We start from the raw sequence: 24,534 nt of genomic DNA on the forward strand, positions 1-24,534 counted from the left end.
CCATGGCACTGCTGGAAGTCAATCAATTGGATGTGCGTTTCGCTTTGCGTCAGGGGGATGTTCACGCCCTGCGCGATGTTAACTTAACTCTCGAACGCGGTGAGCGTCTGGGGATCGTCGGTGAATCCGGCGCGGGCAAATCCGTCGCGGCCTTTTCGCTGCTTAATCTGATTGCCAAACCTGGCTACATCGCTGGTGGCAGCATCAATTTCGATGGCAAGCCGCTGAATACCATGTCCGAGCGCGCTTTACGCAAAGTGCGCGGCAACCGTATTTCGATGATTTTTCAGGACCCGATGATGACCCTGAACCCGGTGCTGTCGATCGGGAGCAGATGGTCGAATGTCTGAAGGCTCATCGGCGTATTTCCTCCCGGGAAGCCCGCGATATTTGCCTGGACAAACTCCGTCAGGTACAGATTCCCTCACCGGAAACGAGGCTTGATCAGTACCCTCATGAACTGTCGGGCGGTATGCGTCAGCGCATTATCATTGCCATCGCCCTGCTGCTTGACCCGGACATCATCGTTGCCGACGAGCCCACCACCGCGCTGGATGTCACCATTCAGGCGGAGATCATGGCGCTGCTGCTGGAGCTTTGTGAAAAGCACAATGTCGGCCTGATCCTGATTACCCATGATCTGGGTGTGGTCAGTCAGGTGACCCAGCGCATGCTGGTAATGTACGCTGGGCGCGTGATTGAGCAAGGGCCAACCCGCGAAATCATCAATGATCCGCAGCACCCCTATACCCAGGGGCTGATCAACGCCTTGCCGCAGATGGCCACACCGGGCGAGCGGCTCAATCAGATTCGCGGCAGCATGCCGTCCCTGTCTAACCTGCCCAGTGGCTGCGCCTTTCATCCGCGCTGCGATTTCATCAACCGTGCCGACGGCCAGCCAAGGCCAGCATGTATGCAGCAAGTACCTGAATTCGTTGAATCCGGCAACTGTCGTGTCGCCTGCCATATGGTGGCTGAATTGCTGGAAGATCGCCGACTTAAGGAGGAAACCTCATGAGCGCACAGGCAAAGGCGATGCGGGATCCAACGATTCCGACCCAAAATGAAGAAAGTGCAGATTCACTGTTGCAGATTCGCAACCTGAAAAAACGCTTTTCGCTGTCCGGTGATTTTCTCGACCAGCTGAAGTTCAAAGGCGGCAAGCTGGTGCGTCACCAGGAGCATGTGCATGCCATCAACGGCGTGAACCTGGATATCAAACGCGGTGAAGCGCTTTGCGTTGTGGGTGAGTCCGGCTGCGGCAAATCCACCGTGGCACGCACTGTTATGGGGCTGCTCAACCCGTCAGAAGGCGAGATCCACTATGACGGCCAGCGGATTGATAACCTGAGCTCACGCCAGCTTTTGCCCTATCGCAAACGCATGCAGATGATCTTTCAGAACCCCTACGCCTCGCTGAACCCGCGCATGACCATTCAGCAGACACTGGAAGAACCGCTGCGTCTTCACCACCCGGACTGGAACCGCGCACGCATCATCGAGAAGGTCGAAGACGTTATGCATTCCGTCGGTATTGACCCTGACTGGGGCAAGCGCTTCGGCCATGAGTTTTCCGGTGGCCAGCGCCAGCGCATCGCCATTGCCCGAGCCCTGGCAGTAGACCCTGAGTTTATCGTCGCCGACGAGCCGATTTCGGCACTTGATGTGTCGATTCAGGCTCAGGTGCTGAACCTGCTGATGGAGGCTCAAAGCCAGCATAACCTGACTTACCTGTTCATCACCCATGACCTGGCGGTGGTCGAACATTTCGGCACCCGCGTTGCCGTGATGTATCTGGGGACGGTGTGTGAAGTCGCCAGCACGGCCACCCTGTTTGCCAAGCCACGCCATCCTTATACTCAGGCCCTACTATCGGCTATTCCACGCCTGGAAGACGATCGCCCACAGCATATTCGTCTGGAAGGCGAAGTCCCCACGCCGGTGAATTTGCCCAGCGGCTGCGTTTTCCATGGACGCTGCCCTTACGCCAATGCGCGCTGCAAGCAGGAAATCCCTGTTCTGCAAACGCAGAATGACGGAACCCGAGTGGCGTGCCATGCCGTAGAGGAAGACCGGTTATAATCATTACCATTAATAGTCCTACCAACCAGGAAGACCCATGGAAATTCGCTGGCTAGAAGATTTTATTGCCCTGGCCAGAACTCGGCACTTCTCACGGGCGGCGGATGAACAGAATGTCACCCAGCCTACTTTTTCACGGCGCATCAAGCTTCTCGAAGAAGAAATGGGGGTAACACTGATCAACCGCCAGACCCTACCCTTATCCCTCACACCAGCCGGTGAGGAGTTTCTAACACTGTGTCAACAGGTCACCGAACGAGTGCGGCTGACCCGTGACAGAGTGCGCGAAATCAGCGCCGGTCAGCAGCGCCGGATTATGCTGGCCGCGCCGCAGAGCCTACTAGCACATTTTATGCCTGAATGGCTTGCGGCACAGGGCGGACAAGACAGCATTCAACCCTACCTGCGGGCAACTGCCTGGGTCGCAGGTGACTATTTTCAGGCGTTGGCACGGGCAGAGTGTGACCTGGCTTTGTGTTATTGGCCGATAGAGCGCTGCGACCTGGATATCGATACGTCCAAGTGTCGCTACCGGGTCGTAGGTGAAGAACGGCTAATTCCAGTCACCGCCTGTGATAACAATGGCGCGCCGCGTAACCTGTTACCCGGTAAGCGAAGCGCCCCTTTGCCGTGGCTTGCCTACCCTGAACGCGGGTTGCTGGGATCGGCGCTCAAAGCGCACCTGACGCGCATGCCCATAAACACCTATTTAAATACCCAAAGTGAAAACCTGTTTGCCGCCAATATCAAGGAACTAGTGGTTCTTGGCTATGGCATGAGCTGGCTGCCTGAGCGCTGTGTTCAGGCTGAACTATCTAACGGTGCGCTGATTAGAGCGGGTGATAAGCGCTGGGACGTACCCCTGGAAATACGCTTATACCGTCATCAAGTACAACAGCATACCGACCTTGACGCTTTCTGGAACGCGCTTCCAACATACTCATTGCCACATCGCTAGTGCTTTCTTTATAGCCTCCCCATATTCTGAAAGGTCAACCACAATGCCCGAATCGCTCCACCAACAGCAATCTGACCACCTGCAGCATTTGCTTAACGCCTACCGCTCATTGATGAGCCAGTTCAACCTGGATGCCATTGCCATCTACAGCGGGCATCCGAGCGCACATTATGCGGATGACCAGCTGGCCAACTTCCAGGCTTACGGCCATTTCGTGCATTGGGTGCCGCTGGTGGATGCTGCGCATAGCTGGCTGGTGATTCACCCGGATGCAAGGCCCACCCTCCACCTGCACGCACCGGCTGATTTCTGGCATCAGCCCACTACCCTGCCAGAAGAGCCCTGGGTCGGTGAGTTTGAAGTGGTGTTGTGCAACGACATCCAGACACCCCAGCTGAGCCAGAACAGCGCCTGGATCGGCGATGCGGCAGCGCTTGAGCAGGCCGGCTTGGCAGTGCCTGAGGGCGCTGCCAACCCCCATTCCCTGTTACTGGCTCTGGATGAGCTGAGGGTGATCAAAAGCGACTATGAAATCAGCTGCATCCGTGAAGCCAACCGTCTGGCCATGGCCGGCCATCAGGCAGCGCATGCCGCCTTTGCCGGGGCTGCCAGCGAGCTGGATATTCAGCTCGCCTACCTCGCGGCCAGCCGTCAGCGTGAATCCCAGCTGCCTTACGCCAGCATCGTGGGCATGAATGAACATGCGGGCATTCTGCATTACCAACACTACAACGCCCAGACGACCCATCAGCGGTTCAGCCTGCTGGTAGATGCAGGGAGCCGCTATCGCGGTTACAGCGCCGATATCACCCGCACCCATCTGGGCCCGGATGCCCCTGCCCTGTTTGAGGCCCTGATTGACGCCCTGCATGATCTGAAAGATCAGCTGATCGAAAAAGCCAAACCCGGCCAACGCTTCACTGCCCTGCAGGAAGAAATGCATCAGTCCCTGGCGGACATTCTTATTCACCATGACCTGTATCGCGGCAGCGCCGAGTCGGCGGTTAGTGAAGGCGTCACCCGCGCCTTCTGCCCCCACGGCTTGGGGCATCTGCTGGGCATTCAGGTTCACGATGTGGCTGGGCTACGCACCCCCGCTGGCGAGCCAGCACCCGCACCGTCTGAACACCCGGCTCTGCGCCTGACCCGGGAACTGGAAGTGGGCATGGTCATTACCATCGAGCCGGGGCTTTACTTCATTCCCATGCTATTGGCGCCCTTGCGTCAACAATCACTGCCCATCAACTGGATTCTGGTCGAGCAACTTACGCCCTGCGGCGGTATTCGCATCGAAGACAATATTGTGATTACAGAAAATGGCCACGAGAATCTGACGCCCTGACCCGTTGTCATAGCGTCCATAAGGCATAAAAGGCAGGTATAAAAAAGGCCCCCGAAGGGGACCAGGTGGAGCACGCCAGCTCACTCGGTGTATCGTTGCCAGAGCAAATACAGGTTAGTCTGAAATGACGCTGTATGTTGCGTGGCAGCGATGTAGACGGCGACTTATCCGCCTTGTACTTTATATACTGCGACTTACGTGCCAAAAAATAATTATCTTTTTATTTTTATATAGTTAAAAATAAATCTATTTCTTCAAGCCAGCTACTGGGTGTTGATGCACTGCAACACGCACTCTGGCAGTGCAAAAAATTGCTGCACTGCCACATGGCAGTGCAGCGCTTCTGTCAAGACATCCTTATTCTCCTCACGTACACTTGTTTGAATTCAGTTCTCACTCGTTAAGGAACCGCCATGGCGTTTGAATCCACGTCCTCCTACATTGCTACCGATGCCCTCAAGCAAGCCGTCAATGCTGCCGTTGTGCTGGAGCGGCCGCTTTTGATCAAGGGTGAGCCGGGCACCGGTAAGACCCTGCTGGCCGAGGAGCTGGCCGAATCCTTGGGTACCCGCCTGATCACCTGGCATATCAAGTCCAGCACCAAGGCGGCCCAGGGGCTTTATGAGTACGACGCCGTCAGCCGCCTGCGCGATTCGCAGCTCGGGGTAGAAGGGGTGGAAAATGTCGGCAACTACATCAAGCCCGGCAAGCTGTGGGAAGCCTTCAGCGCCGGTGAGCGCGTGGTGTTGCTGATTGATGAAATCGACAAGGCGGACATCGAGTTCCCCAACGATCTGCTGCAAGAGCTCGACCGTATGGAGTTTCACGTCTATGAGACCGGCGAAACCATTCGTGCCGAGCAGCGTCCGATCATCGTGATCACCTCGAATAACGAAAAAGAGCTGCCGGATGCGTTTCTGCGCCGCTGTTTCTTCCACTACATCGAATTCCCTGACCGCGAGACCATGCAGGCGATTGTGGACGTTCACTTCCCCGATATTGCGCCCCGTCTGGTCAGCGAAGCGCTGGAAGTCTTCTTTGATTTACGCGGCGCACCAGGGCTTAAGAAAAAGCCTTCGACCTCCGAACTGGTTGATTGGCTGAAACTGCTGATGGCCGACGAGCTGGCCCAGCAAGCCCTTTATCACCGCGACCCGGTCAAGGCCCTCCCGCCGATGGCAGGTGCGCTGGTCAAGAACGAGCAGGATACCCAACTGCTTGAACGGCTAGCCTTCATGCTGCGTCGCCAGAAGAACACGGGGCGCTAAGCCATGTTTATCGGCCTGTTTGAAACGCTGAAACGTGCTGGCGTGCCGGTGTCGCTGCGCGAGCTGCTGGACTTACACGCTGTCGTTGAACGTGGCGTGGTGTTTGCCGATATGGAAGCTTTCTATCAGGTGGCACGCACCGTCATGGTCAAGGATGAGCGTCATTTCGACCGTTTTGATCGCGCCTTTGCGGCCTGGTTCAAGGGCATTGAGGATATGGATGCCGCCATTGACGCCCTGATCCCCGATGAATGGCTGCGCCGTGAGTTCGAAAAACAGCTCAGTGATGAAGAAAAGGCCAAAATCGAATCCCTGGGCGGGCTGGAACAACTGATCGACACCTTCAAAAAACGCCTTGAAGAGCAGAAAGAGCGCCATGCGGGGGCAATAAGTGGATTGGTACCGGCGGCACCAGCCCATTTGGTGCCTATGGCTACAACCCGGAAGGCATTCGCATCGGCCAGGATGGCTCCCGCCATCGGCGCGCGGTCAAGGTGTGGGATGAGCGTCGCTTTCGCGATTACGATGATTCTCTGGAGCTTGGCACCCGCAATATCAAGATGGCACTGCGCCGCTTGCGCAAGTTTGCCCGTCAAGGGGCGCTCGAAGAATTTGATATCGACAGCACCATTCGTGAAACCGCCCGGGATGCGGGTCTGCTGAATATCCAGATGCGCCCAGAGCGCCACAACGCCGTCAAGATTCTGCTGTTTCTCGATGTTGGTGGTTCCATGGATGACCATATCCGCGTCTGCGAGGAGCTGTTTTCCGCCGCACGCTCGGAGTTCAAACATCTTGAGCACTATTACTTTCATAACTGCCTGTATGAAGGCGTCTGGAAAAACAATCGCCGTCGTGGCAATGAACGACTTCCGACCATGGACGTTTTGCATACCTACGGGGATGACTATCAGGTCGTGGTGGTCGGCGATGCTGCGATGTCGCCCTATGAAATCACCCACCCGGGTGGCAGTGTCGAACACTTCAACGAGGAAGCCGGCGGCATCTGGTTAAAGCGCCTGACGGAAACGTTTCCACGCCTGGCGTGGCTCAACCCCATGCCACCACGGGCCTGGGAAACTACCTATTCTACCCAACTGATTCGCGAGCTGATTGACGGCCGCATGTACCCGATGACATTGGAGGGCCTGGAAGCGGCGATGAGCCAACTGGCCCGCTAAAACGCTGAATCAATGCCTGTAATAGCATTTTGATCATGTAAAACCGCTGCCATGTGCTACCCTCATAAATGAGTTTGTTAAGCATTTGTAAGTTTTAATATGTCAGTTTTTAAACAGTAGACAACAACAGATAACAATAGGAACGCCCGTAATGAGTCGAGAAGTCGTTGTATTAAGTGCCGTACGTTCTGCCATTGGCGCCTTTGGTGGCGGATTAAGCTCCATAGAACCCCATGAGCTGGCAGGCCAGGTCATGAAAGAGGCGGTCAACCGTTCCCAGGTGGATGCCGCCTTGATCAACTATGTCACTGTGGGCAACTGCATCCCTACCGATTCCCGCTTTGCCTATGTTGCACGCGTTGCCTCCATTCAGGCCGGGCTGCCGATGGATTCCGTCGCCATGGCGGTTAACCGCCTGTGCAGCTCTGGTTTGCAGGCCATCGTGACCACTGCCCAGAACATCATGCTGGGTGATTGCGACTATGGCGTCGGGGGCGGCGTTGAAGTGATGTCGCGGGGTGGTTACCTGTCACCCGCCATGCGCTCAGGGGCACGGATGGGCGATACCAGCATGGTTGACATGATGGTGGCTACTCTGAATGACCCATTCGGGGTTGGGCACATGGGTATAACTGCTGAGAATCTGGCCGAAAAGTGGGATATCAGCCGCGAGGAGCAGGACGCCTTTGCAGTCGAGTCCCACGCCCGCGCAACCCGCGCCATTGAGGAAGGACGCTTCAAGTCACAGATCGTCCCGATCACCTTTGAGACCCGCAAGGGCACCGTCGTCGTCGATACCGATGAGCATGTAAAACCGGGCACCAGCATGGAAAGCCTGGGGAAAATGCGCCCGGCCTTCAAGAAAGACGGCACCGTCACTGCCGGTAATGCCTCAGGCATTAACGATGGCGCCGCTTTTATGGTGCTGGCGTCTGCAGAGGCGGCCGAAAGTGCCGGACACAAGCCGATTGCCCGCGTGGTGTCATACGCGGTGGCCGGGGTGCCGAATGAGATCATGGGTGAAGGGCCCATCCCTGCCTCGCGTCTGGCACTGGAAAAAGCTGGCCTGTCGCTTGACGATATGGATGTGATTGAATCTAACGAAGCCTTTGCCGCTCAGGCACTGGCCGTCGCCAAGGGGCTGGGGCTGGACATGCAGAAAACCAATCCGAATGGCGGCGCCATTGCATTGGGGCACCCGGTGGGTTGTTCCGGGGCCTTTATCGCCACCAAGGCGCTCTATGAGCTTGAGCGTACCGGTGGACACTATGCGCTGGTTACCATGTGTATTGGCGGCGGCCAGGGGATTGCGACCATTTTTGAGCGCCTGTAAAAGTTAGTTCTACTGTGTCATAGAACAAGTCACTGGCAATACAAATCAAAAAAAAAAACCGGCGGGCTTTATTGAGCCTGCCGGTTTTTTGTTTAGCTAGGTCTGTCGACATAGCAGCTTAGTTAGCCGGTTTTTCCTCTGCTTCTTCTACCGCCATATCATCTTCAACATGGATCGGCTCATCGGCTTCATCCTCAGCGTGGCGACGTGAACGGTGCTCGATCATCAGATACAGCACCACGCCAACGCCCAGCCCCCAGGCGGCGCCATGGGTTGCCAACACCACACCCATGATACCGGCAACGCCCATGGCGGTAGCGTTCTTGATCTGCTCAACGGCCACGGCAATACACAGGTAACCGGTAATCAACAGGGTAATTGACAGCGCAATCGGCAATACCGGGCGGAAAAGGGTAACCAGCGGCAGCAGGAACAGCGCCAAAAAGCCGACAATCCAGAAAACCGAAGCCCCTGAGTAGATGGTATCCATGGCACCACGCCCGTAACGGTAGCGCTCGGCAATGGTGGCCATGGCACCGGTAAACAGTGGCCCTGCAAGACCCGGGTAAGGGGCAAGGAAGGAATGCATCAGGTTACGCAGGCCGGTAATCAGGTGAACGCGATCAACATTCACTTCGATTTTTTCATCCGGACGCAGGTGATCAACGCGCTTGATCAGGCTCTGGCCGACGATGATGTCACCAAAGGCAATGATATAGGCAATGATAGCCGTTGGAATCGCCGCCAACAAAAGCTCTATGCCCGGCAGGCCAATATTGAAGGGCAGATACGCCCAGATGCCGCCAAAATCAGGTATCGCAATGCCCCACTCAACGCTTGGCATCGGGTATTCACCTACGCCCCAACCAATCGCCATAGTCACCAGCATGCCCGGCACCATGCCATAGGCAGCGATGTTACGCGCCCAGCGGAATTTTTCAGTCAGGTCACGAAACGATAGAGAAAACAGCACATAAAGTGTTATCAGGCCACCGATACCCAGGGAAATAGGCGTTTCATACAGACGCCCGCCTTCACTGATCTCACCGCTGATAGCAGCAATACCCGCGCCAAGCAGAATGCCCGCCTTGATTGAATCCGGTACGCTGTTAACCAGCTTTGTTCCCAGCCGGGTCACCGCCATAAACAGAAAAATCAGAGTGACCATCAGCTGCAGGGCTACCATGGCACGAATGGCTTCAGGCCCCGGTTCAAACTGGCCAATAAACAACAAAACCACGGGAATTGCCGGGGTAATCCAGCCCGCTACAAAGGGCACCCCTAAAAGCGGTGGCAGGATAAAGCCGATGCCGCATACGACCACGTAGGCAAGTGCTACCTCATAAGGAAGCCCAAGATACTGCTCCAGCAGCGGTATCATGCCCAGACCGATGACAAACATGACCAGCGCCTGGATGGTCTCGGGAATTTCCCAACGGAAATGGATAAAGGGCAGGCGAAGCTTGAAAGGGCCAAGCGGCCAGTAGGGATGTTCTTCCCCGTATTTACGTTTAAGCAGCACGACGTTTCCTCACGGTGTCTGGTTGTTCATTATCGAATCCTCATGGCTATTGTTATTATTGGTTGGAGCTGTTTTACGTGGCTGAAAGCCAGGAGAACATTCGACCTTTCGTGCATTGCAGCACGAACACCCCACCAGCGAGTGTCGACAATCACAGTGAGAAAAAAGCTAAAAGTGTCTAAATAACGCCAAAATCGCTATATAAAACTCGAAAACCGGCTTATCTGTCGACAAGCGAAAATTCCTCACAGCGCCTTTACGTAAACGTCATTCTTTGGTCTTAACCCCTGATTTATCATGTAAGCGCCCATTCAACGCCGTTTTTTGCATGCAGGAAGGTGGTGTCATACAGCGCAACAGTGGTGTCATGCTGATTGATCAATAAACCGATCTCCGTACAGCCCAGAATAACCCCTCCAACACCGCGTCGATGCAGATCTTCCACTACGTCCAGATACGCCGCGCGGGAGTTATTATCCAGCACACCCCGGCATAGTTCCTGGTAGATAATCCGGTGAACCTCCTCACGCTGAGCATCATTCGGCACCAGCACGGTAATCCCCTGGGCTTCCAGGCGCTCGCGGTAAAATGCCTGTTCCATAGTAAATCGGGTGCCTAAAAGCCCAACGGTTTGAACGCCATCCTCCAGCAACGCCTGTGCTGTGGCATCGGCAATATGTAACAGCGGAATGGACAGCGCAGCTTCTACCTTTGGTGCAACACGGTGCATGGTGTTGGTGCCAATTATCAGGCCGTCAGCGCCAGCGGCTTCGACCCGAAGGGCATGCTTGACCAGTAAATCCGCCAGAGCATCCCACTGCCCTGCCCGCTGCAAGACTTCAACGTCGGCAAAATCCAGACTATCGAGAATTACCTTTGCCGAGTGCAGGCCGCCCAGACGCTGTGCAACCTGCTGATTAAGCAATCGATAATAGGTCTGAGTAGATTCCCAGCTCATGCCACCCAAAAGGCCAAGAGTTTTCATCATCCGATCCTTGCTAGTCCATGTATTAACGTATGTTGTTATTCAACTATTCAGGCACGAGGATATTCTGGCTACACTCATAATAATGCAAGCAAACATAACCACTCAAAAAAGCGTCCGGGAATGCGGATGAAGGCAACGCTAAACACGCTGCTGCGAACCAGCTATGTCGCCGGCCTGGGTATCCTGATTGGCTTGTCTGCGGCGGTGATTGCCAATTTCTTTGTGGCCGGCATCTTGTGGATGAACGATAGCCTCTTGATCTCACCGCGCAGCCGCATGATGGCAAGCAGCGAATGGCTGTTATTGATAGCCACCGTGATGGTGCCCGCACTAGGTGGGCTGGCCGTGGGCATTATCCGACACTTTATTGATGAAAAACGCTTTCATGGCCCACCGGATATCATTGCGACCGTACAGACTCGCCAAGGAGTGCCCGCTACCCAGCCAGGGCTTTTATCGGGTATTGCCAGCCTGCTCTCATTGGGAAGTGGCGCTTCAGTGGGCCAATACGGCCCGCTGGTGCATCTTGGCGGCTTGCTAGGCTCACTATGGTCACGGCTTTTCCGCATGGACATTTCCATGGGTAATATCGCGATTGCCTGCGGCGTGGCCGCCGCTATCTCGACCATTTTCCATGCCCCGATTGCGGGAATCCTGTTTGCTCAGGAAGTTATCTTGCGCCATTTTTCGCTGCGCGCTCTGGCGCCTATCGCCGTTGCCTCGATTGTTGGCTATGTGGCTGCCAATACCATTCTTCCTCAACCGCCTCTTTTGCAGATCGAATCCGCCGAAATCCTGCATTTCTGGGAATTCGGGCTTTTTCTGTTGCTTGGTATGGCCAGCGCGTTGGTGGCCGTAGCTTATATGCAATCCATCCTCTGGGTTGGGCGTTGCGCCAGCGCCATGCCGATTCCAGCCATCACCCGGCCGGCATTTGCTGGCGCAGCGCTGGGGGTTGTGGCGCTATGGTTTCCTGAAATTCTCGGCACAGGTGGTGAAAATCTGCGCTTTGCACTGATTGATGAAGCTTTTAGCCGCTGGGAGCTGGCGATATTGCTGATACTGAAAATACTGGCCACCGCCTGGTGCCTCGGCATGGGCTTTGCAGGCGGTGTATTCAGCCCCGCCCTGCTGATTGGCAGTCTGTTCGGGGCCTTGTTCGGCAGCCTGGTTGCCACGTTAAGCGGAGTCAACAGCTCAGCGGTGGTGGTGTATGCCGTGTGCGGCATGGTGGCGGTGACCGCACCGGTAATTGGCGCGCCCATGACCACAGTGGTCATCGTATTCGAGATGACCGGCCACTATCCCTTGACCATTGCCGCATTGAGCAGCGTGGCGCTTGCCAGCCTGACCACGTCACGCCTGTTTGGGCGCTCTCTGTTTGATCGCCAGCTTCATCAACGCGGCATCGACCTATCCGGCGGGCGCAGTAAGGCGCTATTGACAGCCCATACGCTGCAAGCACTGATCAACCCGAGCTGTCTGCAACTCAGCCCGCGCGCCAGCGTCAATGACGCCATGCTGGCAATGAGCCAGGCGCAGGTCGCAGAAGCCTATCTGGTAGACGCTGCTGGCCGCTACCTTGGCACCGTGCACCTGCACGCGCTAATCAGCGCAGCGCCACAGGATGAAGCCCGCCAATACGCCCCGCCGGACGACCTCTACCTGTACAGCGATACCCCTCTATGGGAAAGCATGCAGGCCCTGCGTGAATTTGTGGGCGAGCGGGTACCGGTTGTCGACAGGCAATATCGCCTGATTGGGGCTGTTGTTGAATCGGATGTGATTCGCGCCTATCTGGATATTCTGGCTGATATGCGCCGGGAGGAATATGCGCCTAATTAATATTTGGCTGATATGCGTTTCAACCAGCTTGCCTGTGCTGGCAGCCGCTTCTCCAGAGCCCCAGCCAACACCTCTGGTAGTGGCTTCATGGGGCGGTGCCTACCAGGCGGTACTTGAAGAAGTATTGTTTGAACCCTTTACGGCCGCTACCGGCACTCAAGTAAAAACAGTGCCGTATAGCGGTGGACTGGAAATACTTGAGGCTACGCCGCCCGATCTGATCGACATGACCAAAAACGCTGCCATGGCCGCATGCGAACAAGGGCAGCTTATCCCTCTGACGTTTGATGACCTGCCTGATGGCGCTGATGGCACGCCCGCCAGGCGCGACTTTATTGACAGCGCTTTTAGTGAATGTGCGCTGACCCATCTTCTGTACGCCACCGTGATTGCCTACGATACCCGAGCGTTCAAAGGCTTTATTCCCAGCCGCGTACATGACCTGTTCAATTTACAGGATTTTCCGGGCAAGCGCGCCCTCCAGGACATCCCCGATGCCAATATTGAGTGGGCTTTGCGTTCTTTTGATGTACCCCGCGAATCCCTTTACCCACTGCTGAGTACGCCTCGGGGCATGGGATTGGTATTTGAACGCCTTGACACGCTCAGGTCACACACACTGTGGTGGCAGGCTGGTAACGAACCAGTGGAATTACTGGAAAGCGGTGAGGCAGTCATGGCATCTGGCTATAACGGACGTTTTTTTGCCGCCATTGCCGAGGGCAGCCCGATTCAGATTATATGGGACAGCCAGATACAAGAGCATCAGACCTGGGCAATTCCAACGTCGGCTACCAATCAAGCGGCCGCTCAGCAATTTATTCGCTTTGCCACCAGCACCCAACGACTGGCCGCCGTCGCAGAGCGTATTGCCTATGGCCCCGCCCGCCACTCTGCCTCGGCGCTGCTGCATAAACACCCTGACGGCTTTGATATTCGCCCACACATACCTACACACCCCTATAACAACCAGACGGCCATCACCAAGGATGTTGGCTGGTACGCACGGGTGCGAGACCATTTACATAAGCGATTCGAACAGTGGCAATCAGGATGCAGCCCCTAACCGTCTTTGCTCATCAAACGCCGCTTACCCGGCGGCCTGACACCATCCTGGCTCTTGAGCGCTTTTAGCTGTATCTCCACTTTGGAGCGTGCCCGTTCAGCGGCGATGGCGCGCTGCTCGGCGCTGTGAACGCCTTGCTCCAGAACCGTCAGGCGCTCTTTCCACTCGTTGCGCATCTGGGCGATCTCCTTACGCACAGCGTCAGCATCTTGCTTGCGGGCTTGGCGTTCTGCTTTCAGGGCCTCGCGTTGATCAATTGCATTGTGTTCTGCAGCGGCCTGCTTGGCTTCAGCAGCCGCCTTGGCACGCTCGGTGGTACGTTGAAGACGCTCAATCGCCTGAAGCTTGCGCTGGTTTTCCATGCTTGTATGATAATATTCGTCACGTTGCTCGCTAAGCAGTTTGATACGCGCTTGAGCCTGGGTGAGAGCCTCTCGCGTTTTCTCGACGTCCAGGCGTTCTTCATTCAGTGCTTTACCCAGGCGCTCAACCTCTGTTTGTGCGGTATCACGATCTTCAATGACATCATCACGCTCGCCTTCCAGACGGCTGACCTGAGACAGCAACTGCTCAACCTGAGCCTCCAGTTCTTCACCGATTTCTGCCAGTGTATCAGCGGTTTGCTGTGACTCCTGGGCCTGTGCTTCCACTTCAGCCCGCGTTACCGACACCTGGCGCTCTATTTCATCGGCTATTGTGCGGATCAAGGCGTCAGGCAGCTGAATAGGGTTACGTTCGACGGGGGCCCGGGTTAATTTCCAGTCGCGCAGGTGGCGATGAATAGTGTTCAGGCTGCCCGCTCCCAATTCATCTCTAATGCGCTGTATGGTGGGTTTATTGCCTTGCTCGACTAATATGCTGGCCGCCTGGGCGACCTGTTCATAAGTGATACCGGGGCGAGGCATGAGACGTCTCCGTGATAGCCATATTCGTAAAGGCTTAATAGTATTTCATATCGTATTAAATACAATACGAAATGTTATTTTGAATTTACCTGATTCTTCATAAGTCATTATAACACCGCCCTTCAACTGCCCCCTCTTTATAAGCCTGACTACTCGTCCAACCCAGAATTGCTGATGAAGATCATCCATCGACGCATGCTGATCTCTCAACGACGCTGGACAATTTTCGGCTCGACAAACGTCTAAATATAAAGATAATCTTCTTCATGAATAAAATTACGAACAAAATATAAAATTAACCCATTTTAAATACATATATGAATTTAAATACTCATATAAAAAAATAACGGCACCTACAACAATGAACTGGCTAGATTACCACTGCTGACGTTAACGCTGGGCCAGTCCTTAATCGATGCACTACAGGAGGGCTCTCATGCCTTTTGGATTATTGAAGTACGGCTTGTCCTCGGACTACCCGGTCGATGTGGATCTGCCTCCCCTAAAGAGCTCAAGCCCTCCTACGATGTGGTGATCATCGGTGGTGGAGGTCACGGCCTGGCCATCGCTTATTACCTGGCGAAATATCACAACATCACCAAGGTAGCCGTACTTGAGAAGGCCTACCTTGGCGGCGGCAACACGGCGCGTAATACGGCCGTGATCCGCTCCAACTACCTAACATCGGAAGGGGTCAGGTTCTATAGCGAGTCGGTCAAGCTGTTCCAGAACCTCTCAAACGAATTTGACTTCAACATCATGTATTCCGAGCGCGGCCAGCTGACCCTGGCGCACACCGATGCGACCGTGCGCGCCTTCCGTCAGCGGGCTGAAGTCAACAAGCATTTCGGCGGCCACACCGAGATGATCGATCGCCAGCAGATTCAGGAACTGGTGCCGACACTCAACCTCGACCCGGGACACCTGCCGGTGTTGGCAGGCCTTTGGCACCGCGACGGCGCGACCGCCCGCCACGATGCCGTGGCCTGGGGCTATGCCAAGGAAGCCGCCAAGCGTGGCGTGGAAATCCATCAGTTGACCGACGTTCAGGATCTGATCATCGAGGGCGGGCAAATTACCGGCGTCAAAACCAATCGTGGCACCGTCCAGTGTGGTTGCGCCGTCCAGGCCGTGGCCGGTTACAGCTCGGTGCTGGCCCAGAAGGCGGGCTTTCGCCTACCTATCGTCAGCTATCCGCTGCAAGCCATGGTCACCCAGCCAGTAAAGCCCTTTCTCGACCCCTTGGTCAGCTCCTCTGCCCTGCACTGCTATGTGCAGCAGACCAGCCGAGGGGAAGTAGTTTTCGGCGGCGGTTCAGACCCTTACCCGCTCTACAACACCCGCTCCACACTGGAAATGAAAGAAAGCCTGATTGCCAGTGGCATCGAGATTTCCCTTCCTGGCCAAGGCCAAACTGATGCGCCAATGGGGCGGGATTACAGACATGACCCCTGATTACAGCCCGATCATGGGCGAAAGTCCGGTCGAGAACTATTACCTGGATGCCGGCTGGGGCACCTGGGGCTTCAAGGCCACGCCTATCTGCGGCAAGACCATGGCCGAACTGGTCGCCAGTGGAGGCAAGGTGCCCACACTGATAAAGCCGTTCCAGCTGGAACGTTTTGCCAACTTCCAGCAAGTCAACGAAATGGGCGCGACAGCGGCCAGCCACTAACGGGAGGCAGGTTCCATGAAAGTCATGCATTGCCCGCTCAACGGGCCGCGTAATATCAGTGAGTTCATCTATGGCGGCGAGCTAAAGCCAATGCCCGACGCCTGTAGCGACCGGGAATGGGCAGGCTATGTGTTTTACAGCGACAACACCGCAGGCGTTGTCACCGAGTGGTGGATGCATGCGGCGTCCAGCTACTGGTTTCTGGCCGAACGGCATACCGTTACGGACGATATTCTGCGCACCTTTGACCCTCAGGAAATCTTCCGGGAGCGGGTTGAATTTTCCACACAGGAGGCCGACGCATGAGCCACCAAGACGCCACGGACTCCCAGACGGCTTCAACGCGCCTACCCGCCCCCATGGGCAGCCATATCGACCGTCAGGCAGCGGTTGAAATATGCTTTGAAGGGGTGCGCTACCAAGGTTTTGCGGGCGACAGCATCGCCAGCGCCCTGGCGGCGGATGGCCGCTACCTGCTGTCGCGCTCGTTCAAGTACCATCGCCCGCGCGGCCCCTTGACCATGGCCGGCCAGGATGCCAATACCCTGGTGCAGCTGCCCGATGAACCCAACGTGCTGGCCGATACCTACCCTATTTCTGAGGGGTTGAACGCCACAGGTCAGAACTACAACGGCAGCCTCGACCATGACCGTGACATGCGGCTTGGCAAGTTCTCGAAATTCATGCCGGTGGGTTTTTATTACCGCTCGTTTTATAAGCCCAAGGGTGCCTGGAAAGTCTGGGAGCCGCTGATTCGCAAAAAAGCCGGACTAGGACGCTTTGACCTCAAGGCAAGCGGTGATTATCACGACAAGGCCTACCTGTTTACCGACATCATGGTAGTGGGCAGTGGCCCTGCCGGGCTCAACGCGGCCTTGACCGCTGCCGAGGCAGGCGCTCAGGTACTGCTGGTCGAACAATCCCCCTTGCTCGGCGGTGCGCTGACGTATGCCCGTTTCGATGCGCAGGGCCATCGCGCCTCACAGGTGCGTCAGGAACAGGTCGCGGCTGTGGAAGCCCACCCCAATATCCGGGTGCTCGTTGATGCCACCTGCAATGGCTGGTTTACCGACAACTACCTGCCGGTCATTCAGGGCAAGCGGATGTACAAGGTGCGTGCCAAGGAATGCATCGTCGCCAGCGGCGCCTTCGACCAGCCCGTCATCTTTCGTAACAACGATTTGCCAGGGGTCATGCTGGCCAGCGCCGCCCAGCGCCTGATGCGCCATTACGCCGTTCGCCCAGGGCAATGCGCGGTGGTACTCACCGGCAATGATGATGGCTATTTTGCGGCTCTTGATCTGCACGAGCAAGGCGTCAAGGTGGCCGCTCTGGTCGATATGCGCTCTGGCCCGACGGATGCGTCGCTGGTGGAAACGCTCAAGCAACACGCCATTGCGCTGTATCATGAACACACGGTGTTTGAAGCGCTGAGCGATAAGCACCTGCACCGGGTGACAGGCGTTGATATACGCCGTATAAGCCAGCGTGGTGAGGTTGCAGCCGAGAGCATTACCCTTGACTGTGATCTGCTGTGCATGACCGCAGGCTACATGCCGGTCTATCAGCTGGTGTGCCAGGCAGGCGGCAAGCTCAGCTATAACTACGCTGCCGCTGAGTTCTCACTGTCCAACCTGCCCCAGCATTTATACGTGGCTGGTTCGGTTAATGGCCTGCATGATCTGGATCAGGTGATTCAGGACGGCGCCTACGCGGCTACTCAGGCACTGTTAAGCCTCGGCTTGCCAACACCGGGCACGGCGCCCATAGGGCCGCCCGCTAAACAGGTCAACTTTCCCTGGCCTATTTTCGCCCACCCCAAGGGCAAGGAATTTGTCGATTTTGACGAAGACCTGCAGATCCGCGATATCGTCAACGCCACTCGCCACGGTTACCGAGATGTGCAACTGGTCAAACGCTTTTCCACCGTTGGCATGGGCCCTTCCCAGGGCCGCCACTCGGCGCTGCCAACTGCGCGGCTGGTGGCTGATGCCACCCAGCGCTCTGTCAGTGAAACCGGCGTCACCACGGCGCGCCCGCCCTTTAGCGCCGAAACCCTGGCGCACCTTGCCGGGCGAAGCTTTGATCCCTACCGGATGACCACCATGCACCAGCGCCATGTGCAACTGGGGGCGAAAATGATGCCCGCCGGCGACTGGCAACGCCCGGCGTACTACCCCTGCGCAGATGGCCGCCTTGACCGTCATCAGTGCATGCAGGAAGAGGCCCAGCAGGTCCGGCAGCGCGTCGGGCTGATTGATGTCTCGACCCTGGGGGATCGAGATTCGCGGGCCTGATGCGGCAGAGTTTATTAACCGCATTTTCACATTCGGCTTTCTCAAACAGCCGGTCGGCCGAACGCGTTATGCGGCCATGACCAACGAACAGGGCGTGGTCATTGATGACGGCGTCTCCTGCCGCCTCGCTAACGATCATTTTTACGTGACCGCGACTACCAGTGGTGTCGGCCGCGTCTTCCAGAGTATGTTGCAGTGGAATGCCCAGTGGCGGCTGGACGTTGATATTGCCAATGTCACCTCGGCATATGCCGCAGTGAACATTGCTGGCCCATTATCACGCCAGGTGCTTGAAAAGGTGTGCACCGGCGTTGACCTCAGTGCAGAGGCGCTACCCTATCTGGAGTTGCGTGAAGGTCATATCGGTGAAGCGCCAACGCGCATAATGCGCACTGGCTTTGTCGGTGAACTCAGCTATGAGCTGCACGTACCCTCGCGTTACGGCGAGTACCTTTGGGACCTCTTGATGGAAGCCGGTGCCGAACTGGGTATCCGCCCCTTCGGCGTTGAGGCCCAACGCCTGTTACGCCTTGAAAAAGGCCATGTCATCATCGGCCAGGATACCGACGGCATGAGCCACCCTGGCGAGATTGGCATGAGCTGGGCCGTCAACCGTAAGAAACCGTTTTTCGTTGGCCGCCGCGCCGTGGATATCCTCGAAAGCCAGCCTGCCAAGCGCCGCCTGGTGGCTTTCCAGCTGCCCGCTTCCAGCGCCCAACCGTTGGAAGGCCATCTGGTACTCGACGGGCCGGATATCACCGGTAATGTCACTTCCTGTGAATACTCGGCCACCCTGGAGAGCATTATTGGCTTGGCCTATGCCAACCCTGATAAATCCCCGGCAGCCAGATTACCATCCGTGTCGAAGGTGGTTCAGAAGTCAACGCCGAGGTCGTCAAGCGACCTTTCTACGATGCCCAGAACAGCCGACAGGAGATGTAACCATGGCGACTCTACAAGAGGCTCTTGCTCCCAAGCGCACGCCGCTTTACCACCTTCATCAGGCCCGCTCAGGAAATGACCACTGGCAACCGCTGAATGGCTATGCCGTTGAGGGAGCGCCGGATGATAGCAAGGAGGCAAATGTTGCACGGCTCACCCAGTGCAGCCTGTCAGATCTGTCTGCGCTGGCTCGCCTTGGGGTGCGTGGCCAGAAGGCGGCAGGTTTTCTCACTCAGCATGGCTATCAGCTGCCATCAGCCCCGAACCAGGCGGTAAAGCAGCCGGATGGCAGCCTGGTGGCACGGCTTTCCGCCAGCGAATATCTGCTCCTGGGCAGCCTTGCGGATGCAGGCCAGCGAATCAGCCAGCATGAAACACAATGGCCTTCTCACCAGAGCGGCGTGTACTGCCTGCCCCGCCAGGACACCCACGCCTGGCTGGCCTTGAGCGGCCCACACATCAGCGCAGTGATGGCCAAACTGTGCGGTGTTGATATGCGCCCGAACGTCTTTGCGCCGGGCCAGGTGGCGCAAACTGCGGTTGCCCGCGCCAACGCCATCGTCATTAATGCCGGTGCCTGCTTCTATCTGCTGGTCGACACGGCTTTGGCCTGTTATTTCTGGTCGGTGATGCTGGATGCAATGCAGGAATTTGACGGCCAGCCCTTGAGCGTGACGGCCTTGCAGCACGCGCTGGAAAGCTGATGCGGTGGTGCGCCATGCTAGTCAGCCAACCAAGCGCCCCTTAAAATAGCGCGCAATCAAAACGGTCTGGAACAATACCCGGCCGTTTTAATCTCCCTACCCTTCAGCTGAGCCTCATCACGCTTATGGCGAAACATTCCAGCAAAGAGAACGACTATACGGTTCCCGCCCTCTATCGCGGTCTTAGAATTCTTGAGCTGTTCGACAGCCAGCATCGGGTTCTTACGACCCAGGAGTTTGCTGACGCCCTTGATGTCACTACAGCCTCCATCTACCGCATCGTGTCGACTCTGACCGAGATGCATTATCTTGAAAAGGTCGCCAAGAACACCTATCAGCTGGGCCCTCAGGTAATCTCCCAGGGCTTTAGCTACCTGGCCAGTCGGGATATTGTCGATATCGTCATGCCGCACCTGAATAACCTGCGCAATCAGGTATCCATGTCTTGTCATCTCAGCGTACGCGAGGGCCGTGAAGCGGTGTATATCTACCGCTCCTTTGCGTCTCAGCGGCTATCGGTGAACATCCCGGTGGGCACCCGCATTGCCTGCCATAGCTGCGCCATGGGGCGAGTGCTGCTTACCGCTCTAGACGAAGCAGAGCTGGATGCGCTCTATCAACACGTACGTCTGGACGGCTATCCGGCGCCAGCCCCCGCACCCTGCCTGAACTCAAACAGACGGTTATCCAGGATAGCGCCAACGGCTGGGTGATGCACCGCTCTGACTATGCCACCGCCATTGCCACCGGGCTGAAGGACTATCAAGGGAATATCGTCGCCGCGATCAATATTTCAGGCCCTGACGCCCTGATGAGTAGCGATGACCACATCAGCGCGCTGAAGGGACAGCTGCTCGATACTGCAGGGCGTATTTCCTTTGAACTGGGTTGTTAAAAAACGGGTATTACAAAAGCTGTTCAAAACGGCCGTTAAAAACGCCTGCTCCTGACGCAAAAATGGCGGCATCTTTTGTCAAGATACCGCCACATTAGATGGCTGGCTTATGCTGCGTTCAAAGCGCCACCATAGCGCTCTGGCGCGTTTATTTCAGGCGTTCAAACACAGTAGCGACGCCCTGCCCCATACCAATACACATGGTGGCCAGGCCAAGTGACGTGTCCTGCTGATTCATCACGTTCAGCAAGGTGGTGCAGATACGCGAGCCCGAACAGCCCAAGGGGTGCCCCAAGGCAATCGCGCCACCGTGCAGGTTGACCTTTTCATCCATGGCATCGAGGAAGCCAAGATCTTTCAATACGGGTAGGCCTTGCGCAGCAAAGGCTTCATTAAGCTCAACGGTGTCGATATCGTCAGCTTTGAGTCCAGCAGCTTTCAGCGCCTTTTTGGAGGCAGGCACCGGGCCATAGCCCATGATAGACGCATCGCAACCAGCTACACCGGTTGACAGAACCCTGGCCATGGGTGTCAGGCCCAATGCCTGGGCACGCTCATAGCTCATTACCGCCATGGCAGAAGCCCCGACCGAAAGGGCCGATGAGGTGCCAGCGGTCACGGTGCCGCTGCGCGGATCAAACACCGGCTTCAGAGCCGCCATGGATTCCAGGGTGCTTTCCGGGCGAATCACTTCGTCGTTTTTCACCAGCACCTTGAAGCCCTTGGCATCATGCCCTTCCACACCAACAATTTCGTTATCAAAGTAGCCGTTTTCCATCGCCGCCTGAGCGCGCTGGTGGGAACGCACGCCAAACTTGTCCTGATCTTCGCGACTGATGCCGTGCATCTTGCCCAGCAGTTCTGCCGTCAGGCCCATCATCATGGCGGCCTTGGCGGCATGCTTGCTGGCAGCCGGGTTAACATCCACGCCGTGGGTCATGGGCACATGCTCCATGTGCTCAACGCCGCCGATAATAAAGAAGTCTCCCATACCCGCCTTGATGTTCGCCGCTGCAATATGCAGGGCGCTCATGGAGGACCCACACAGCCGATTGACCGTCTGCGCAGGCACAGAGCGGGGAATGCCGGTCATGATCGCCGCGTTGCGGGCGATGTTCATGGCCTGTTCCAGAGTCTGGTTGACACACCCCCAGATCACATCATCCACTTCTGACGGATCAAGGTTGGGGTTGCGATCAAACAGAGACTGCATGACAGCGGCTGACAGGTTTTCAGCGCGAACATGGCGAAAGGCACCCTGCTTGGCTTTGGCCATGGCGGTACGGGTTGCATCAACCACCACGATATCTCTCGGGTTCAAACTCATTTTCAATCTCCTCTGTGCGGTGGTTGATCAGGCATTAGCAGGATAAAAGCGTGAATGATCACGCGCCATTTCACGTAGTTTCGGGGTCGGGGCATAGAGTGCGCCCAGCTCCTCGGCCAGCGCATCCGCCTGGGCGACAAACTCAGCGACACCTATGGCATCGATATAGCGCAGCGCGCCCCCACGGAAAGGCGGGAAACCAATCCCATAGATCAAGGCCATATCTGCCTCTGCGGCAGAATCAACAATGCCGTCTTCCAGGCAACGCACCGTTTCAAGGCATAGCGGCACCATCATGCGGGCGATAATATCGTCATCGGAAAACTCCTTGGTTTCCTTGACCACGCTGCTGACCAGCGAATGCGCCTGCTCATCGCTTACCTTGACGGGTTTACCTTTCTTATCTTCTTCGTAAGCGTAAAAACCCTTGGCGTTTTTCTGCCCCAGGCGGTCATTGTCAAACATCACCTGAATGGCCGTTTTCGTCTCACGCGCCATACGATCCGGGAAACCCTCGGCCATCACTTCATTGGCATGCACGGCGGTATCCAGCCCGACCACATCCAGCAGATAGGCAGGCCCCATCGGCCAGCCGAATTTTTCCATGACCTTATCGACTCGCTGGAAATCAGCGCCTTGCTCCATCAGGAAGCTGAAACCGCCAAAGTAGGGAAACAGCACCCGGTTGACTAGAAAGCCTGGGCAATCGTTGACGACAATCGGCGTCTTGCCCATGGCACGGGCATAGGCAACGGTCGCGGAAACGGCGGCGTCCGAAGTCTTTTCACCACGGATGACTTCCACCAGCGGCATACGATGTACCGGGTTAAAAAAGTGCATGCCGCAGAAATTTTCCGGGCGTTTAAGGTTTTTCGCCAGGCGGTTAATCGAAATCGTTGACGTGTTGGAGGTCAGGATGGTGCTGTCACTGACCTTGTCTTCTACCTCGGTCAGAACGGCGTCTTTCACCTTGGGGTTTTCAACTACGGCTTCGACCACCAGATCGACGTTACCAAAATCACCATAGGAAAGCGTGGGTCGAATATTGGAAAGCCGGGCTGCCATCTGGTCAACGCTGAGTTTCTTGCGGTCAACCTGTTTGGCAAACAGCTTGCGCGCTTCCTTGAGGCCCAGCTCAATGGCATCGTCCTTGATGTCCTTCATCAGGATGGGAGTGCCCTTGGAGGCACTTTGATAGGCAATACCGCCCCCATGATGCCTGCGCCCAGCACGGCAGTCTGCTTAACCGGTTGAGACTGCTTTTCGTAACCGCTGCCCTTTTTCTTGACCAGCTGGTCATTCATGAACAGGCCAACAAGGTTAAAGGCCACATCCGTCAGGGCCATGCGTGCAAAGGTGTTGGCTTCAATCTGCTGAGCACGTTCGCGCTCTTCTCCGGCGCCTTTCTGGATCACCTTGATGGCTTCAATCGGTGCCGGATAATGCGGCCCCGCCTTACCTGCAACGTAACCTTTGGCCGTTTCAAATACCATCATCTGTTCAATGGCATTGAGTTTCAGCGCTGATTTCTTTTCATTACGACGTGCTTCAATATCCAGCTCACCGGCATTGGCGCGGTGCAGAATATCAGCGGCGGCATCCAGCAGGTCGTCCTGCGGCACTACCGCATCAACGGCACCGACTTTTAAAGCGGCATCGGCTCGGTTTTCCGTTCCTCCGGCGATCCATTCAATGGCATTATCTGCACCTATCATGCGCGGCAGGCGCACACAGCCACCCCAGCCGGGAATAATTCCCAGCTTGGTTTCCGGCAAGCCAATCTTGGCTTTTTCGCTCATCACGCGAAAATCGGTGGTCAGCAGTACTTCACAGCCACCGCCCAGCGCTAGCCCATTGATGGCCGTGACGGTGGGGAAAGGCAGATCTTCGATGGCATTGAAAATCTCATGCACCTTGAGGTTCATCTCAACAAGGTAATCCTGGCCTTTATCGAAGAGTTGATGAAACTCGGTAATATCCGCGCCGACAATAAATGCCTCTTTCCCGCTGGCGATAATCAGGCCATTCAGGCCATGCTCGGCATTCAGAGCCTGGGCGGCCTCACCAAGCTCTTTGATCACCGCGCTGGAAAGCTTATTGACAGATTCACCCTGCAGGTCAAAAGTGAGGGTTGCGATATCATCATCGCTGCGCGCCATCGAAATGGCATTACCTTGATAGATCATCCGCCTTACTCCATTGGA

General features: G+C 56.2%; 19 protein-coding genes and 3 pseudogenes. 17 read left to right on the forward strand and 5 right to left on the reverse strand.

The features are described from left to right. Window positions 1-2 precede the first annotated feature (2 nt). From HLB35_RS19115 to HLB35_RS11530, 7 genes and pseudogenes are all read left to right on the forward strand, one after another. Window positions 3-1,018 (forward strand): annotated as a pseudogene (locus HLB35_RS19115) (ABC transporter ATP-binding protein). Beyond that, window positions 1,015-2,082, forward strand: coding sequence for an ABC transporter ATP-binding protein (locus HLB35_RS11505; protein WP_171702679.1), 1,068 nt, complete (start codon window positions 1,015-1,017; stop codon window positions 2,080-2,082). Before HLB35_RS19115 ends, HLB35_RS11505 begins: the two are co-directional and overlap by 4 nt. 37 nt (window positions 2,083-2,119) lie before the next feature. After that, window positions 2,120-3,040 (forward strand): LysR family transcriptional regulator, encoded by a 921-nt coding sequence (locus HLB35_RS11510; RefSeq protein ID WP_171702680.1) that lies wholly within the window; start codon window positions 2,120-2,122, stop codon window positions 3,038-3,040. Between the two features lie 43 nt (window positions 3,041-3,083). Further along, entirely contained in the window at window positions 3,084-4,382 is a 1,299-nt protein-coding gene (gene pepQ, locus HLB35_RS11515) for a Xaa-Pro dipeptidase (RefSeq protein WP_171702681.1), read from the forward strand. 413 nt (window positions 4,383-4,795) lie between these two features. Continuing rightward, window positions 4,796-5,650 (forward strand): AAA family ATPase, encoded by an 855-nt coding sequence (locus HLB35_RS11520; RefSeq protein WP_171702682.1) that lies wholly within the window; start codon window positions 4,796-4,798, stop codon window positions 5,648-5,650. A 3-nt stretch (window positions 5,651-5,653) separates the two neighbouring features. Beyond that, window positions 5,654-6,831 (forward strand): annotated as a pseudogene (locus HLB35_RS11525) (vWA domain-containing protein). Window positions 6,832-6,982: 151 nt separating this feature from the next. Continuing rightward, window positions 6,983-8,164, forward strand: coding sequence for an acetyl-CoA C-acyltransferase family protein (locus HLB35_RS11530; RefSeq protein ID WP_171702683.1), 1,182 nt, complete (start codon window positions 6,983-6,985; stop codon window positions 8,162-8,164). A 118-nt stretch (window positions 8,165-8,282) separates the two neighbouring features. Here HLB35_RS11530 and HLB35_RS11535 read toward each other — a convergent pair whose 3' ends face one another. Continuing rightward, window positions 8,283-9,686, reverse strand: a complete 1,404-nt coding sequence (locus HLB35_RS11535; RefSeq protein WP_171702684.1) for a xanthine/uracil/vitamin C permease — start codon at window positions 9,684-9,686, stop codon at window positions 8,283-8,285. Window positions 9,687-9,981: 295 nt separating this feature from the next. Next, window positions 9,982-10,671 carry an aspartate/glutamate racemase family protein gene (locus HLB35_RS11540; protein ID WP_171702685.1) on the reverse strand — a complete coding sequence of 230 codons (690 nt, stop codon included), beginning with the start codon at window positions 10,669-10,671 and terminating at the stop codon, window positions 9,982-9,984. Window positions 10,672-10,800: 129 nt separating this feature from the next. Between HLB35_RS11540 and HLB35_RS11545 the strand changes: the two genes are divergently transcribed. Together HLB35_RS11545 and HLB35_RS11550 are read left to right on the forward strand one after the other, a co-directional pair. Continuing rightward, complete coding sequence (locus tag HLB35_RS11545) at window positions 10,801-12,519, forward strand: chloride channel protein (RefSeq protein ID WP_171702686.1); 1,719 nt, start codon at window positions 10,801-10,803, stop codon at window positions 12,517-12,519. Further along, on the forward strand, window positions 12,506-13,585 hold the full coding sequence (locus HLB35_RS11550; RefSeq protein ID WP_171702687.1) for an extracellular solute-binding protein: 1,080 nt from the start codon (window positions 12,506-12,508) through the stop codon (window positions 13,583-13,585). The genes HLB35_RS11545 and HLB35_RS11550 overlap by 14 nt, the downstream gene beginning before the upstream one ends. Here the strand turns inward: HLB35_RS11550 and HLB35_RS11555 are convergent. After that, the gene (locus HLB35_RS11555) at window positions 13,582-14,490 is read right to left on the reverse strand and encodes a DNA-binding protein (RefSeq protein WP_171702688.1); all 909 of its coding nucleotides are present in this window, start codon (window positions 14,488-14,490) and stop codon (window positions 13,582-13,584) included. The two genes, HLB35_RS11550 and HLB35_RS11555, sit on opposite strands and share 4 nt — an antisense overlap. Window positions 14,491-15,018: 528 nt before the next feature. On the opposite strand from HLB35_RS11555, the gene HLB35_RS11560 reads away from it, so the two are divergent. The 8 genes from HLB35_RS11560 to HLB35_RS17905 all read left to right on the forward strand — a co-directional run bounded on the left by HLB35_RS11560 (window position 15,019) and on the right by HLB35_RS17905 (window position 21,003). After that, a complete protein-coding gene (locus tag HLB35_RS11560) occupies window positions 15,019-15,945 on the forward strand; it encodes an FAD-dependent oxidoreductase (protein WP_328731688.1) in 927 nt (308 codons plus the stop codon). Further along, window positions 15,908-16,165 carry an FAD-dependent oxidoreductase gene (locus HLB35_RS17900; RefSeq protein ID WP_268895911.1) on the forward strand — a complete coding sequence of 86 codons (258 nt, stop codon included), beginning with the start codon at window positions 15,908-15,910 and terminating at the stop codon, window positions 16,163-16,165. The genes HLB35_RS11560 and HLB35_RS17900 overlap by 38 nt, the downstream gene beginning before the upstream one ends. Window positions 16,166-16,180: 15 nt before the next feature. After that, window positions 16,181-16,471, forward strand: a complete 291-nt coding sequence (locus tag HLB35_RS11565) for a sarcosine oxidase subunit delta (protein WP_171702689.1) — start codon at window positions 16,181-16,183, stop codon at window positions 16,469-16,471. Next, the gene (locus HLB35_RS11570) at window positions 16,468-18,462 is read left to right on the forward strand and encodes a 2Fe-2S iron-sulfur cluster-binding protein (protein WP_479694265.1); all 1,995 of its coding nucleotides are present in this window, start codon (window positions 16,468-16,470) and stop codon (window positions 18,460-18,462) included. The genes HLB35_RS11565 and HLB35_RS11570 overlap by 4 nt, the downstream gene beginning before the upstream one ends. Beyond that, window positions 18,425-19,483, forward strand: a complete 1,059-nt coding sequence (locus HLB35_RS19120; protein ID WP_479694266.1) for an aminomethyl transferase family protein — start codon at window positions 18,425-18,427, stop codon at window positions 19,481-19,483. Before HLB35_RS11570 ends, HLB35_RS19120 begins: the two co-directional genes overlap by 38 nt. Then, entirely contained in the window at window positions 19,407-20,108 is a 702-nt protein-coding gene (locus tag HLB35_RS11575; protein WP_171702690.1) for a sarcosine oxidase, read from the forward strand. The genes HLB35_RS19120 and HLB35_RS11575 overlap by 77 nt, the downstream gene beginning before the upstream one ends. A gap of 125 nt (window positions 20,109-20,233) precedes the next feature. After that, window positions 20,234-20,821 carry an IclR family transcriptional regulator gene (locus HLB35_RS11580; protein WP_268895912.1) on the forward strand — a complete coding sequence of 196 codons (588 nt, stop codon included), beginning with the start codon at window positions 20,234-20,236 and terminating at the stop codon, window positions 20,819-20,821. Beyond that, window positions 20,821-21,003, forward strand: coding sequence for an IclR family transcriptional regulator (locus HLB35_RS17905; RefSeq protein WP_268895913.1), 183 nt, complete (start codon window positions 20,821-20,823; stop codon window positions 21,001-21,003). Before HLB35_RS11580 ends, HLB35_RS17905 begins: the two co-directional genes overlap by 1 nt. A gap of 148 nt (window positions 21,004-21,151) precedes the next feature. Here the strand turns inward: HLB35_RS17905 and fadA are convergent, their stop codons facing one another. Both fadA and fadB read right to left on the reverse strand, forming a co-directional pair. Next, a complete protein-coding gene (fadA, locus tag HLB35_RS11585; RefSeq protein WP_171702691.1) occupies window positions 21,152-22,330 on the reverse strand; it encodes an acetyl-CoA C-acyltransferase FadA in 1,179 nt (392 codons plus the stop codon). Between the two features lie 27 nt (window positions 22,331-22,357). Continuing rightward, window positions 22,358-24,516, reverse strand: a pseudogene (fadB, locus tag HLB35_RS11590) (fatty acid oxidation complex subunit alpha FadB). Window positions 24,517-24,534 lie beyond the last annotated feature (18 nt).

It is taken from the genome of Vreelandella azerica, assembly GCF_013112225.1.
Classification (GTDB): domain Bacteria; phylum Pseudomonadota; class Gammaproteobacteria; order Pseudomonadales; family Halomonadaceae; genus Vreelandella; species Vreelandella azerica.